Source organism: uncultured Parabacteroides sp. (assembly GCF_905196875.1).
Lineage (GTDB): Bacteria > Bacteroidota > Bacteroidia > Bacteroidales > Tannerellaceae > Parabacteroides.
Genome location: NZ_CAJJWO010000009.1, coordinates 1 through 16,187, shown reverse-complemented (window position 1 = coordinate 16,187; position 16,187 = coordinate 1). Strand labels below are relative to the sequence as shown.

Genomic DNA, 16,187 nt, shown 5'->3' with positions numbered 1-16,187 from the left:
TTTAATAATTAAAATTGCTTAGTAAGACATGCCTTCTATTTTGGTAGACGATTGGGGCGGAAGAATATTTTAAATAGGAATCTTTTTTTTGATGTATATTTTACATTAGTCTGTATATTTGTATCATTCAAACGAAAAAAGTGATGAACAATATAAATAATACGCCAGCATATTGGTTTATTTTCTTTAACGACCAGTTATTGCTTCAGAAAAAAGGTGAAACTTATACGATCCCTTATAGTATCGACCCCCCTGTTCAAGTCGGAAATGTGTTGGAAGTCGGTATGCTTCAGGATATACCCTGTCGTACAGCCTCTGTAGATACACCCTTGGAGGAGACTGACGGTTGTCTGCCGATGGGATTGCGTGCTTCGTATGATTTTCTGGATGGCGCTTTGCATAAGATGGCAGGGAAAGCATACGAACTGGTTTACTGGGATCTGCACAGTCGTTTTTGTCCTTCATGCGGCACGAAAACAGTGATGCAAACGGCTATTTCCAAACAATGTCCTGCTTGTAAATATGAGATTTACCCCGCTGTTTCCGCAGCAATTCTGGTTTTAATCCGTAAAGAAGATTCGATTCTTTTAGTACATGCCCGGAATTTCCGGGGATCTTTTCATGGATTAGTAGCCGGTTTCCTGGAAACAGGGGAGACTTTGGAGGAGTGTGTAAGGCGCGAAGTGATGGAAGAAACCGGACTCGAAATCAGTAATATAACTTATTTCGGAAACCAGCCCTGGCCTTATCCGAGTAACCTGATGGTCGGCTTTATTGCTGATTATGCCGGAGGGACGATCCGTTTACAGGACGAGGAATTGAGTGAAGGAGCGTTCTTTACGAAAGAGAACCTGCCCGAACTTCCCCGAAAGCTCAGTTTGGCCCGTAAGATGATCGACTGGTGGCTGGAACAGCCCTGATAATGATAATTGTACAACCTAAAAAATAGTATTATGTGTAAAAAACTTATCTTTTTTTGCTGTTTGGGACTTCTACTGTTGGCATTGCCGGCAGCGACCGTCACGGCACAGGTTACCACGGCGGATTATCTGCGTGCGGATACTTTCCTAAAGTGCTCCGGTAAAATGTATTCTTCTGCAGTAATACCTGCATGGCTTGACAGTTCGCATTATTTCTGGTATAAAAACCATGAACGGAGCGGTGATTTCTATTATCTGGTAAATGCAAAAACCGGTAAAAAACAGCGAGGTGCGGATAAAAAGCAACTTGCCGCTTTCTTGACTGGCAAGCAGAAGCCGTTGGCCGAGATCCTGTTGAAGGAGGAGGAAGAGAAGAATACAAACTACCGGAGAAACGGAGAAGAAGCCAAGCCGGTTGTATCGCCTGATGCTAAATGGGAAGCCTATATCCGGGATAACAATGTATATATCCGTCCTGCCGGGGATGAAAAAGATAAAAAGAAAGAAGCGATTGCCTTGACAACCGACGGGACAACAAACCTGTTTTATAGTTCTTATATGATCTGGTCGCCCGATTCCCGTAAACTGGCCACTGTCAAGGTACGTGGTGTGCAGGAACGCCGTATTCCTCTGATCGAGTCGAGTCCGGAAAGTCAGCGTCAGCCAATTCTGCAATGGCGCGATTATGCCAAACCCGGTGATGTGATCGAAGTATGCCTGCCTGCCTTGTTCGATATAGAGTCGCGTAAGCAGATCCCGTTGGATGTGGAACCTTATGCAAATCAGTTTACATTATATCTGACTGGTTGGCGCAAGGATAGCCGTGCTTTCACTTTTGAGTTTAATCAACGTGGACATCAACGTTATATCGTGGGTGAGGTAAATGCTACCGATGGAACGATCCGTCATCTGGCCGACGAACAGTCGAATACTTTTATCCATTATTATCAGAACTATCGTCACGATCTGAACGATGGAAAAGAAATGCTTTGGAGTTCGGAACGCGACGGTTGGCGGCATCTTTACCTGATGGATGGGAATACAGGAAACGTAAAACAACAGGTGACCAAAGGAGAATGGGTAGTCCGCCAGGTTGATTTTGTAGACGAGGCCAACCGTACGGTTTATTTCTTTGCTTCCGGTTTCAATAAAGGAGAAGATCCTTATAACTTGCATTATTGCCGTATCAATCTGGATGGAACAGGATTTACTGATATGACACCTGAAAACGGGAATCACCGGATATCTTTCTCTAAAGACCGGGCTTATTTTGTGGATACTTATTCACGACCGGATTTTCCTGCTGTCAGTCAGTTGAAAAAGACGGAAGATGCTTCGGTTGTAACCGTACTTGAAAAATGTGATGTCAGCGACCTGGTGGCTGAAGGCTGGCAGATGCCTGAGGTGTTTTCTGCGAAAGGAAGAGACGGAAAAACAGATATATGGGGAAATATTTACCGTCCGACCGGTTTTGATCCGTCCCGCTCCTATCCGGTGGTCGAAATGATCTATGCCGGGCCGCACGACTCGCATGTGGATAAAGACTTTAAGCCGGCTCACCACCTGATTTCCCGTTTGGTTGAATTAGGCTTTGTCGTGGTTTCGATCGACGGAATGGGTACATCCAACCGTTCTAAAGCTTTCCATGATGTTTGTTGGAAGAACCTGAAAGATGCCGGTTTTCCGGATCGTATTGCCTGGATAAAAGCGGCGGCTGAGAAATATCCGTCGTTGGATACCTCGCGGGTCGGTATTTACGGCTGGTCGGCAGGCGGACAGAATGCCATGGCTGCCTTGTTGTTTCATAATGACTTTTACAAGGCGGCAGTTGCTTTATGCGGTTGCCATGACAATCGTATGGATAAGATTTGGTGGAATGAGCAATGGATGGGATATCCTATCGACGAATCTTATAGTGCTTCATCGAATGTGGATAATGCTTATCGGCTGAAAGGTAAATTGTTGCTGATTAACGGCGAACTGGATGACAATGTAGATCCGGCCTCCACGTTGCAGGTTGTCAATGCCTTGATGAAAGCGAATAAAAAGTTTGAACAACTCTATCTACCGGGTAAAGGCCATTCTTTGGGCGGCCCGTACGAAATGCATCGTATCCACGATTTCTTTGTTAAGAATTTATTGAACCAGGAACCTCCCGAGTGGGAATAAAATAAAACTGGCACAATATGAATACCGAGTGTTAATCGTATTCATATTGTGCCGTAAAATCCGCTCTTGAACTGTATATCAAAAGTTCTTTCGATTCGGAACGAATGGGGTTATAATTGCTATCAAAGGTATTAATCACTTTCCTTTCTGCTTCTCCCGTAGATAAGAAGGTTACCGACCGGGTATTCAGCCCGTCGATAAAAGAATGTTGCGTATAACGGATCAGTTGATTATTAGGTACATAAATACATTCCAGGATCAGTTTGCCGACTTTGTCGTAAGAGTAGGTCGTATAACTTTCCAAAGCACCTGAATTACCATAATATTCTTTCCTGTCGAGCAGGTTGTTTTTGTATTTGTACAACGTGTATTCCGATTGGGAAATGACCGGATAATGGGTAATTACTTTTTCGAGTTTGCCATTATCCGAATAGATATATACCTCTGTTTGCAGGTTTATAAATCCCGAAGGCATACTTTTATTCGCCGTAAAATTGGACGTCAGTACCAATTGTCCTTCCTGGTTATACTGATGTATTTTATATCCGATCGTGTCGGTCACTTGATCATAATTATATATACAATCGGATATTTTAGATAATCGTCCCTCGCTGTTATATTCGTAAATTTGACCGGAATAGGTGGAATCGAGTGTAGGAGGATGAATTCGTTTCAGCCGTGCATTATTCAAAGAAAGTCTTTGAGGCACGTCATCGTTCACGAATATTACTTCCGGATCGTCATTGAAGGGAAGTTTATCCAGATTAGAAGAGTCACAGCCAACTGTTCCTGCCAGAATTAGCAGGAAGCAACTAATAAGAGGCCATATATATATGCAGCTACTCTTCATTATTCTTTTATTGATTTTCCAGTGCGTCTACCCATATATCCAGGCATAACTGCGGATATAGATAAAAACTTTCTTCAAGAGTTCCTACTGCTTGCATCCTTTCGGATATCTGATCGGCAATAGCTGGTTTGGAGTCGATAAGCAGGTCATAAATGATATATGAAAAAAAGCCCGGATTACCTTTTAGAAACTTATCCATCACCAGGTAATAGATGTTGGGGGAAGCTGATAATACGAAGTCTTTGAACTCCTGATATTCGGGAGTCTCCATATATACATGAGGGTTGCTTACATAAGCCATTTCTTCACATTTTATCAGGAACAGATCGAATTTCTCATTAAATTGTTTCTTTTCAGATTTGGAAGGGAGTTTCATCCCCATATTAATCCTGGCCCGTAGGTCGGGCGTGACTTTATAGACATCCGGCTCCTGAAAGTCTTCACCATCACAGGATGTAAAGAATATCAGAGCGATTGAGGCAAGCAGAAGTGCCAATATTTGCAATTTAGTCATAAATGTCTGTATATTTTTATTTTATTTCTTAATCATAAGACGCAATACCACAGCGAAAAGCTGCACTTACCACGTTTTATCTGTCTTTATTAATAAAACGGATAAAAAATAAAAATACTGCATAACAAACAAAAAATATTTATTTTTCTTATGCACGAACCTTTGGAGTGAAGTTATTCCTTTCTGTAAGAGTCTTTATTCGATTATCTAAATCTGAAAGCCTGTATTATAACTTTTTTCCTCTACTATTTTATATCTGAAAGATACTAATTATAAAAAAGTATAGTGTCTGTTTTATATATGAAAGGCTTACCTTACATATATGTAATATATGCTTTTCTTTTACGTAAGGCTAGCCTTACTTTATTAAAATATTGAAGGAGAACCCTAAATTATCCTATCTTTTCTTTTTAGTATTCCTAATCAAAATACTTAGTTACTTGGTGTCTGGGTCAGTGACGTGGAAAAGTGCTGAATGGTTTCGGTTAAGTACAGTTGTTCTACTTGCAATATTTTGGTATATAGGGTTTTATGTGGCTGTTTTAGCATCTGTGTAAGTTTGAATAATACTGAGATATAATTAATGTACGCACGTACATTATTATATTATAAAGAGAATGTATTATGAGTATATAAGTAATTATATGATATGAAAATCAATTAGTTTGATCATAAACTGTCTGGCTAGAGAAAACGATCGTTTATTCTCGTCAACAAAATTAGATATAAGTTTTGAAACTGCAATTATTTTGCAAATATTTTTTATGCTGTTATCTTCTTTCTTATCAAGATAATAACAAAGTCTGTACAAAATTGGGTATTTCCGATACCAACTCTTCGGAAGTAAAAAACCATGACTAAAATAAACGATCGTTTTAGCTAGTCATTCATGTCTGACTAGGATAATATAAAGAGTTTATAAGAACTAATTTCATTAACACTATTATTAATATTAAAATTTAGATTTATGAACAGAAAGTTTTCTACTTTGATGGCCATCGCGATGTTGGCCACGGGAGCAAACGGATGGGCACAGGTAACAATTGACAAGGATGTCACGCTTCCTGGAAATAACGCTTACAAGGTTCAAGCTGCAGCAGCAGGTGGACAGTTTAGTCGTTTTATTCAGGATAATGCTTCAAGCCGCGGAGATAGCCGATTCCCTGCCGTATCTCCTTTCAAATTGTCTACGGTATATGGTGCAAAGCCTATCTCTAGTTTGGCAAAAGTTAACGGTACTGCTGATGGACGTTATTTCCAATTTGTTGTCGGAGGTGCTGATACGGAAGGTACAGAAGTATTGACAATGGTTTGGGTGAATAAAGAAGGTGTGATGGGTAATGGCGAAGCGATTACTGGTGAAGCCAATATTAACGGAAAGTATATGGTTCAGGTTGAGAACGTACAGAACGCTAACGTTCCTACTAACCGTATCACATTGGATCGTACTTTATGGAAAGTTACAGCTCAGAAAGATGCTGCCGGTACTGTATTGTATTATCAATTGCAGAACAAGGCTACTGAAGCTATTCTGCAATTCTCTCCGGAAAACATAGTAGGTACTCCTACTGCCGATGCTGCAGAAGTTGCTTTGACTGTTGTAGACGGTCAGACTACTTGGCGTTGGGCTGATGGACAGTTTGCCGCACAAACTTCTATAGTAGAAGCTGCTGCTGGTAATGTTTTGCAGAATCAGTTGCGTGCTCAGTATAGCAATGGTAAGACTTTGTATTTGGCTAAGAAAGTTGTAAGTGGTAAAACTACTTTGGCTGGTATCTTGTTGAATAGTAATGAGGTGTTTACTACTAAAACTGTAAATGGCACTACTTTTACGCCTATTACTTTCGAAGGTTGGGAAGCTAACCCTATCATCCTGACTGCCGAACAGATTAATGCAGAATTAGGAAATGAAGCACTCTTAACTGAGGATAAGAAAACTCCGAATCAGTTCAACTTCGTATTTGATCCGGACGTTCAGGGCGATACAAACATTATGTTGTCAGGCTCTTTCAAAGCAGAAGCTGCTAAGGATGGTGTCAACCGTGTTCCGGGTGATGCTCCTGATGGTTTCGTACGTTTCGTAACTAATGCAACAAAGGATGAAACATCGGAATTCAAGAAAGAATATCTGCGTGTGGATACTGCTTATTACGATCCGAACCCTAATGGTCGTTACGATTTGAAGTTGACAATAGGACAGATCTTGTATCCGAGATATGCTGTTGCTACCGACAGGCTGAACGTTGATGGAAATGGCGAATTGATCAAAGCGAGTGGTGCTAAGTTGACAGAAGCTGAAATGTATGGTAATTTGTCTGCTTCCTCAAATAGCATTGCTCCTAATACAATGACTACTTATACGCAGTTGAAACGTCAGTCAAACTTCCGTCCTATCTTCTATCCGTCTACTCAGAGCTTACGCTTGCAGGCTGAAATGTTGTATAAGGCAGATAAGAATGATGCAGCTTCTTGGTGGGCACAGATGGCTATTGATGCTGCTGGTGCTTCTAATTCAGACGCGACACCTTGGAATGGTACTGCTGCAACAGTAGGTACTAATAACGTTATGCGTATTGCTCAATGTGCTGCTAATCCAACGATTGACCCGACTCTTTCACGTGGCGCCGCCAGAGGTTATTATCCTTCTTATGCTCAGGAATTAGCCGGATTTAAACAGGGTGCTCGTTTGTTGCATTATGCTTCTCCGTGGAGTGTAACAGATCTTACCGATGCTAAAAAACGTAATGGTTATGCACCACATGGTTTGACAGATGTCAATACAGATAATTTCTTATTATGGAATGCTGTAGGTAATGTATTGCAGATGAATAAAGCAGCTGCTCTTGCATTGGGAACTGCATTTACTGCTGCCGGAACCGATCTGAATGTATGGGTCGCAGATCCTGCTGCTGCAGCCGTACTTACAGGTGATATGGCAGTGCTTGATAAAGCTAATGCTAATACGATAACTTCTGCAACTTATACTGGTCTGATGATCTATGCACCTCAGTATGCAACTGCTCATAGCAACTTGACTCGTCTGGTTACTTTGACTCCGACTCATGTTGTATTGACAGCTGGTCCTCATGATGTAAACGATGATAAATACAACGGTCTGTTGACTTACATCACAATTAAGACAACTAAGACAGAATCGGATTTGAACGAAGTAGCTGATATCGCAGAAGGTTTCTATTATATCCGGAATGCGAAGAAACTTTCTTCTGATCTGACAAAAGAAGGTGACTATCGTTATGAAGATTTAGCTGCTACCAATGCTACATTTACTTATTGGAATGCAATGACTCAGAAATGGGATAGAGGTGATGTTCAAAACGGTAATAATCCGAACAATACTGGTATCAATGCTGATATGCACAAAAACGATCTGAGCAATATCGGTAACCTGGTTTACTCTGAAGATAAGAAAGTTATTCCTTCTGCTCAGTGGTATGTTAAGGGTAACGGTGGTTACTACACAATCATCAACCGTGAGTCAGGACGTACCTGGGGTACTAGCTACTGGTGGAAGACTTCTGAACCGAATACTTATGCAAACATGGCTACTTATTACGATGCAGCTGGTTTGATGCAGACATATCGTGATACTATCCGTATCGAAATGATCCCGCAGGCAGAACTGACTAACCGTACTATGGGTTATCTGGATATGACACAGGCTGAAGCTATTGCTGATACGAGTGTATATGCTATCGGTATGAAGAACCTGGGTGATACTCATTTCTCCCTGACTAGCGTGGATGGCGTATTGAAGCTGGTTCAGGATGCTAAGGGCGAATATAAGATGGAAAGAGTTCTGGTGAAAGATAAAGATATCTATTCTCAGAAAACTATGGGTACAGATGAGTTGATCTATGGTTATGTTCCTACAAAAGGAAATGCTGTTGATACTGCTAAAATGTTGGTTCGCGCTAAATACTATATCTATAAAGATGAAGTAAATGCTAATTCAGGTATTGAACCTTCAAGTATAAAGACTCGTCAGTATATCACACTGGAAAGCGGTAAATATCGCTTGACTTCAATTCAGGTTAAGTTTGATGATAACTTGTTCTCTACTAATCTGGATGCAGATGAAATGTCTGGAACAGAAAATGTGAAGAACCGTCGTGCATTCTATGTAAAACAGATCTCTACTGAAGATCCTACTCAGTTTGTATTGGTTGATCCGCTTGTTGTAACTCAGACTGGTAACGGTACTTCTACAAAGGTTGCTTATGGTGCACGTTTGTTTGTTAACCAGATGACAGCCGAAGTACAGCCAAGCAGCCTTATCTCTGATGGATATGCTAACAGCTATGCTTCAAGTATTTTCAGTGTTGAAAAACAGCAGGCATTCAATTACAAAGATCTTCGTGGCGAATTCAGCCGTGATACTTTGGAATTCTTCAAGGCTGACGATGCAGCAGGTAACTACCTGTTGAGCGAAAACACAGTCAAAGGTGCTAACGTTGGTTTGCTGGAAAGCCTGGATAAGAATCTGAATAAGAACAATGCTATCTTCCTGGATACAGCTAACGTATCTCGTCCGGAATGTCCTCGCTTCTTATTGGGTCTGCGTAATGTTGATACTTATGAACAGAATTCAAGCATTGCTTCACACAACCGTCATCTTTATACAGATGCTGCTTATCTGGTGAACATGATCGACTCTGTCAGTGCAAATCCTGTTTATATGTACAAGAACATCGATCAGAACACTACTAAGTACTATCGTCTGGGCTTCGTTAACGCAAGACACGAAGGTTCTAAGTTGACATTCGATAAGAGTGGTGCTGTTTACGACCTGAGCGATGCAGCTCTGGGAGCAAATAACTTGAACTATGCTACATTCGCCTTCCGTTATTGCGATGCAGCACGTGAAAACTTCTATATCGAAACAATGTACGATAAGAACACTCGCGGTTGGTTGAAGACTATTAACCATGTATTGGTTGTAACTCCGGAAATTCAGGAAGCTGAAGTATTCCAGGCTAAGAAGTCTGAAGGTGCTCCGACAGCTAACGAAGGTATTACTGCAAGCAGCGTAACAGTTGAAGGTGGTAACGGTATCGTAACGATCAAGGGTGCAGCTGCTAAGAAAGTTACAGTATGCAACGTACTTGGCCAGACTCTTGCTTCTACAGTTCTTTCTTCCGACGACGCAACAATCGCAGTACCAGCCGGTATCGTAGTTGTAGCTGTTGAGGGCGAAGCAGCTGTAAAGGCAGTGGTTAAATAATAAAGGATTTTTTATAATCAAATAATTCTAAATTATCACGTGGTGGTAGAGGCGCACGGTGGTGCGTCTCTCTTCTAAACCAACCAATTACCCCGTGAGGGCGAACAAGTGGTAGTTATTAATACTAAAGTAATAAAATAAAGTTCATCTGCCGGTATCGCTGTGAAGCGAGGAAGCAGACACAAGACAAAGCCCCGGCAGGTCGTTGACCGGCAGGGGCTTTTTTCAACTAACAGGGTAAAATCCTTATTACAAAATCACAAATTTCTTTCATAAAATAGATTATAAACTAAAAATATCATGATTATGAAACAACGATTACTTTATGCGGTTCTGATGCTATTTGCAGTGTTGGGAATGGCGAGAGCGGCGGATGTAAATATAAAAGTGACTTCTACCGGTGGCATGCCGGTAACGGTTACGTTGGATCAGATGGCTACAGTGACAGATTTATCAACGACACACAGTGGAAAAGTCACACTGAGTGCCGATAAAAAGACAGTTACCCTTGCGCAAGGGTACACAGCAGAAGTTGAAATAACTTCAACTTCTGCTACAATTGCTACTGTGACCGGACGGATGGATAAATTGGAAATAGCAGGTGAAGATAAACTGAAAACTCTCAATTTGAGTAAAGATAATTATGTAAAGGAACTGGTTGTTTCCGGTTCTGTTCTGGAATCTCTTACTTGTTCCGGCTTAGGACTGGAAACGTTGACTTTAACTGATGCATCTGTTTTGAAAACGCTGAATGCTTCTGATAATAAGTTGGTGTTTAGTAAGGTCACTTTGCCTACTGTTAAAACAAAGTTGACAAGCCTTAATTTATCCGGTAATGCATTAAATGCAGCTTTGGATGTTTCTGGCTATACTGTATTAACTGAGTTAAATGTCTCTAAGAATAAATTAACTGCTTTGACAAATCTTGGAGCTTTGACTGCATTAGCTAAATTGGATATTTCAGACAATAACATTTTGACATTATCGGCTAATCCTGGTAATCCAGCTTGTGTAATTACCTGGGGAGTACAGACATTATCAGTATCTTCGATAAGTGATTGTAAAGCTCATACCGGGGTTCGTATTTCAGCATTAATTACCCAGGCTAATATTCCTTCAACTGGTAAGCCTGAATATTCAAAAGTTACCTGGCAAATAAAGAAGAATAATGTTTACGAAGAAGATAATAATAAAACCGTTCATCAACCGGATGCCTGGGATGGCGAATACCGTTTCTACGATGCAACAACGAAAGAGTTTGTTCAAGGCACTTACCAATGTTCATTGACAGCGGGTGATCGCCAATATAAACTTACTGATCTGGAAGTGAAGCCTGCTGAGTTTAAACTGGGAGGTGTGTTACCTGTAAATGCGAAAGCGAATTCGTTTAAAGTATCAATAAATGGTGTTGCTTCGGCTGATTTTGTCACTACTCCTCAAAATGTAAAGCAAGGGGATAAGCTTCTTTTCACATTAGACCCTGAAGATGGTTACGAAACAGCTGTTTACACGGTAAAAGGCATGGTTCCTGCTATCTTCGGTCAACAGGAACCATATAAAGGTAAATCGATTGAATTTATAGTTAAGGGGCTTTATGATGCAAAGACAATAACTGTTGCTCCTCAGATTACAGCAGTTGTTTTAGGCAAGGAACATCCTGTTTCTTACGAAAACAAAACGCAGGAAGGTGGAAGTTTTACAGTTCAGAAAGTATCCGGTACAACAACATCTGATCTGGCTTCAGGTAAAACGATTGCAACCGGCGAAAAGCTGTTGGTTAAGATCAAACCGAATACAGGATATGATTTTAAGCTAACAGTAAATGGAACTGATAAAACATCTGATGTTAAGACGGATCCAGCCGATGTTGTAAATTATACATATAGCGAGGATATTACTAATGCTAATTATGCAGATAATACATCTATTACGGTTTCTGTTACTTTTATAAATCCTTCAATAAAGGCTTTAGTTAAAGTGAATGGACTGGAACTTGCAGCTTCGGCCGATTATATCGCTGATAATAAGGTGATTATTCAAAAGTCGGATGGCTCTTCACAAGATGTTACTGATGGAACTGCTGTTGATTTACAACCGAATACAACGTATCAGGCTATTTTTACAACTAAAAAATTATCCGGTGGAACTGCCCCTGATGGAGTTTATCGCTTAAAAGATATAACTATCAACGGGGGTGAATTGAAGACTGTTGAGAAAGATAAGTCTGGTCAGGATATGAAATATACAGTTGCATTTACAGTAAAAACCTCAGATGTGACTATTTCTATCACAACAAAGACCATGCAGGAAGTGGATATTAAACCCGTAATTAATGATGGTAGTACTGGTCAGTTACAGACTTATGATGGCAAAGTGAAACCTGTTTTATTCAGTACCGTTCCGGCTAATTTGAATGAACATGTGAAGATTACTTATAAAACGGATGATGCAAATTCTACTCCAGTTGATACTCCTATCAATGCCGGTAAATATAAAGCAACTTTGGTATTTGAAGAGAATGATTCTTATATTCCAAAAGTAGTGGCTGGTGTTGAGGATTTTGGATTGGAAATAACGAAAGCTCCATTGACCATCGAGACTTTACCGACTGTAACGGTTGAAAAGGACAAAACGTACAAAATAACCGGTGGTAAAGTAATTTTTAATAATGCTGAGATAAAGGGTACATTTGAAACATCGTCTCCTTCAACTTCAACTCCGGGTAAATCTCATTCCGTAAAAGTAACTTTCACTCCGACCTTGCCTGCTGATGATGCAAACTTTGAAAATGCAGAAGCAACCGTAAATGTGATGGTTCCGGGAAGTTCCCTCGATCTGTATAAGATTACGATGAATGAGTTGCCAACCTTGTACAGTATTCAATGGCTGAATGGTAATAAACCGGTGGATATTTCGACGGATACTTTTGCTGATGATACAGAATTGACAGCTATTGTTACTTATCCAAAAGGAACAAAAGGTGTTGAGTTGAAGAAAACATCTGATATTAGTCCAACTGTGGTTACTCCTACCACCACAGAAGATGGAATGTTGGTTTATACTGTTACAATAAAAGAAAATACAAACTTTAGTGTTGTCAAGGGCTCCGGTGATACGTATAATATTGAAATAGGAAGTCAGAAAACCGATTTCACGGGCGAACCGCTTGCATATAACTCTGAAACGGGATTGGCGATCTCTGATAAGAATGACCAGCCTGTTTCCTGGGTAACCATTGGCTCTTCTGTATCGGTAACTTATAAAGATGCTTCCGGTAAAGTCGTTGCTCAGCCGGTCGATGCAGGTACATATACTGTTTGTGTGTCGATTGCAGCAGATAAGGCCACAGGGTACGTGGAGACTACTGCTGAAAGTGCCGCTTTTATTGTCAACAAGATTAAACCGGTTATTTACACAATGCCGAAGGCTTCCGTGATTGCGAAAGGACAGGTCCTTTCCTTGTCTGACCTGACAGGAGGTGCTGCCAATATTCCTGGTAAATTTTCCTGGAAAGATGGTACGAAATCTTTCTCTGTTGCCGGATCTTATAAACAGCCGGTGGTATTTACACCGGAAACCGGATATGATAAGAATTATCTGACTGTGGAAACCGGAGGGGAAGGAACTACTGCACAAGTCGATTATGTTTCCGTTAGTGTTTCCGATCTGCAAATAGTCACTTTTGTACAGACGGAAGGAACAATAACCGTAACTAACCAGTTGGGACAAACATTACCTACCGGTAGTGCTGTAACAAAAGGAGATGTGCTTACTATTAAGGTTGAACCTCGTGAAGGTCTGGAACTGAAATCGCTGATAGTAAACGGCTCGAATAATACAGGCGTTTATACAGTGGGAACTTCCTCTGTCGCTATTGAAGCGACTTTCCAGCCTAAGGTGATAGAGCCAAAGCCAGGTGATCCGGTGGATCCGGACAGTCAATACGCAGTAACTTTGCCGAAAGCAGGAGAAGTGCGTGGTGTTGTAATCAGTAAACCGGGAGTAAATGCCGTTCTTAAAAATAAATCTTTTAGTTTTACACTTGGTGCGTTGGCTGCGGATTTTGGCAATATCGTTGTAAAAGTAAACGGAACCGAGCTGAAATCGACAGACGGAACCTATACCATTGCAAAAGTAAGCGAAAATACAACAGTTCAGATCTCGTTGGCTAATCCTACTCCATTGAAAGTTTCAGTGGAAACGATTACGAAGAATGACAATGGATATGTGATGGGTAAAGTACAGGTGGATGGTCCGGCAGACGGTGTATGCTATTTCAACGATGTGATTACATTGGTTGCATATCCGGAAAGTGGGGTGATGTTCAACGGCTGGTCGGATGATAAAGAAGTGAAGAGCCAGTTGCGTACGCTGAAACTTACACAGGATGTAACTATTAAGCCTCTCTTTAGCGGCATACCGACAGGTATTGAGTCTGTTGTAACTGCAAGGATATATGGTACTCAAGGTTACCTCGTGATCGAAGGTGTTACACAAGGTAAAGTAACCATTGTCAGCATGGATGGTCGTATGCAGCGTCAACAGATCAGTGGTGATGGCCGTATTCAGTTGGCAAGTGGTGTGTATGGTGTTATACTGGAAGATGGTTCGAATGTGATTCGTACTAAAGTGATTGTGAAGTAACAGCTAAGTATCCATCGGGTAAAATACCTCTGGTAGAAATGAAATGCCCCCTGGGAGTTATACTTTCGGGGGGCTTTTTGATAGTCTTTATACTGTGATACTTCCGATAACAATCTGTTCTGTTTCGGTAAAGAGTTCAGCGAAGGGTTTAGATTTCACAGGAACAGGGTCGTGTATGATGAGTTCGATACGGTTGCCGAGTCCCAGAGGGAAGGACCCCCATTTCGTCATCTTCCATGAGTTGTTGATGGTGACCGGTACCATGTAGGCCGATGGTGCATATTTACAGAGGATTTTCAGTCCGTTTTCAGCAAAAGGACGGGGCTTTCCTGTTTTGCTTCGTGTCCCTTCCGGGAAAATCACGGCTGAACGTTTGTTTTGTTCGATATATTCAGCCATTACACGGATAGCAGACAATGCTTGTTTCGGGTCTTTCCGGTCGATAAGTACGGAACCACCGTGATTGAGGTTGTATGAGATGCTGGGGATACCTTTTCCCAATTCTATTTTACTGATAAATTTAGGGTGCACTTTGCGCATGAACCAACAGATAGAAGTAATATCATACAGGCTTTGATGGTTTGATGCAATAATCAGGGGTTGGTTGGCCGGAAGTTTTTCCAGTCCGGTAACTTTGTATCTTGTGCCTAGTACATAAGTGTTGGCAACCAGGAAAAAACTCAAAATATCCACGCTTTTTTTGTGTGACTTGTAGCCAAACAGGTTGAAACATATCCACTGTACTACATGAAAGAAAGCCAGTGTAAATCCAAATAACACATAATAGATGGCCGAAAGCAGGTACGAAATAATTTTTTCCATTTTATCATTCAAGTGTGTTAAACATAAAACGACAAGCAGCCGCGTAAATGAGGCAACAAATGTATGAAAAAATTACGGATAATTGTTGTAGTATTTCTGTGTTTGCCAGCGTTGTGCATTTCTTCTTTTGGAGCGTGCGCTAGGCATAAAAACTTGTTGAAGCATATCGTCGAATGAGATGCCTGAAGGTTTTTGAGCGTTAGCCCTGATATCGGGGGAGACGTAGAAGGAACCGAACATTTTGATCCGGGGTAGGGGCTTGTCGAGTCCATAGCGCATGAAAACGGCAGGAGGTAAGTCTTTCAGTGCCACTTTTCGGTTTGGATTGTGCTCTTCCACATCCTCCGGGCGTACATATTCGGAGAAATCTTTCAGTACGCATGAAGCAGGAGAGGTGGATGGTGCCATGATCATGTTTGACGCCGGTTTATCTGTGTTGATGAGTGTTCCGGATTCTATTGCTTTCAATGCTTCGGGGTTCAGTTCTATCTTTTCTTTGCCGGAAATAACCTTTTGAAGCCATACCGAATCCTTTTCTGTCCATTGTCCGTATACATATTCCGTACCGTTCAGGCATATCAACATCCATATAATTAATCTTTTGCTCATCTAAAATCGTTCAGCTTCCCGCATTTTATTTAAAAAACGCGCGGGAAGCTGAAATACTGCGTGGCATTTATGTTTATTTAGTTTCGATTACTTCTTTTACCTTTGCCTTTAATCCATCACCACGCAGGTCGCGGGCTATGATTGTGCCGTCCGGACCAAACAGGATGATATGGGGAATACCGTTGATGCCATATAGTGTTGTTGGGCTATCGCTAGCGTTAGTAATTTGTGGCCAGCTAATTTTCAGCTCTTCAATGGCTTTCTTTGTGTTTTCGGGACTATCCCATACGGCGACACCTAGTACTTCCAGCCCTTTGTTTTTATATTGGTTATATACTTCGGCTAAAACAGGCGTTTCTGCCCGGCAGGGGCCGCACCAGCTAGCCCAGAAATCGACTAATGTGTACTTCCCTTTTC

General features: G+C 41.2%; 9 protein-coding genes. 4 read left to right on the top strand and 5 right to left on the bottom strand.

From position 1 onward, the window contains the following. Positions 1–143: 143 nt before the first annotated feature. Both nudC and QZ076_RS05195 read left to right on the top strand, forming a co-directional pair. On the top strand, positions 144–920 hold the full coding sequence (gene nudC, locus QZ076_RS05200) for an NAD(+) diphosphatase (RefSeq protein WP_293710932.1): 777 nt from the start codon (positions 144–146) through the stop codon (positions 918–920). Positions 921–953: 33 nt separating this feature from the next. Then, positions 954–3,089, top strand: coding sequence for a S9 family peptidase (locus QZ076_RS05195; protein ID WP_293710930.1), 2,136 nt, complete (start codon positions 954–956; stop codon positions 3,087–3,089). A gap of 31 nt (positions 3,090–3,120) precedes the next feature. Here the strand turns inward: QZ076_RS05195 and QZ076_RS05190 are convergent, their stop codons facing one another. Then, the gene (locus tag QZ076_RS05190) at positions 3,121–3,939 is read right to left on the bottom strand and encodes a hypothetical protein (RefSeq protein WP_293710929.1); all 819 of its coding nucleotides are present in this window, start codon (positions 3,937–3,939) and stop codon (positions 3,121–3,123) included. Positions 3,940–3,946: 7 nt separating this feature from the next. Beyond that, positions 3,947–4,453, bottom strand: coding sequence for a hypothetical protein (locus QZ076_RS05185; RefSeq protein ID WP_293710928.1), 507 nt, complete (start codon positions 4,451–4,453; stop codon positions 3,947–3,949). A gap of 967 nt (positions 4,454–5,420) precedes the next feature. Here QZ076_RS05185 and QZ076_RS05180 point away from each other — a divergent pair. Continuing rightward, positions 5,421–9,695 (top strand): DUF6383 domain-containing protein, encoded by a 4,275-nt coding sequence (locus tag QZ076_RS05180; protein ID WP_293710927.1) that lies wholly within the window; start codon positions 5,421–5,423, stop codon positions 9,693–9,695. A gap of 306 nt (positions 9,696–10,001) precedes the next feature. Beyond that, on the top strand, positions 10,002–14,339 hold the full coding sequence (locus tag QZ076_RS05175) for a leucine-rich repeat domain-containing protein (RefSeq protein WP_293710926.1): 4,338 nt from the start codon (positions 10,002–10,004) through the stop codon (positions 14,337–14,339). Between the two features lie 87 nt (positions 14,340–14,426). On the opposite strand, the gene QZ076_RS05170 is transcribed toward QZ076_RS05175, so the two are convergent. From QZ076_RS05170 to QZ076_RS05160, 3 genes are all read right to left on the bottom strand, one after another. Continuing rightward, positions 14,427–15,161, bottom strand: a complete 735-nt coding sequence (locus QZ076_RS05170) for a lysophospholipid acyltransferase family protein (protein WP_293710924.1) — start codon at positions 15,159–15,161, stop codon at positions 14,427–14,429. A 72-nt stretch (positions 15,162–15,233) separates the two neighbouring features. Further along, a complete protein-coding gene (locus QZ076_RS05165) occupies positions 15,234–15,770 on the bottom strand; it encodes a DUF4858 domain-containing protein (protein WP_293710922.1) in 537 nt (178 codons plus the stop codon). A 73-nt stretch (positions 15,771–15,843) separates the two neighbouring features. Beyond that, a partial coding sequence (locus QZ076_RS05160) for a TlpA disulfide reductase family protein (RefSeq protein ID WP_293710920.1) occupies positions 15,844–16,187 on the bottom strand: 344 nt, incomplete at its 5' end.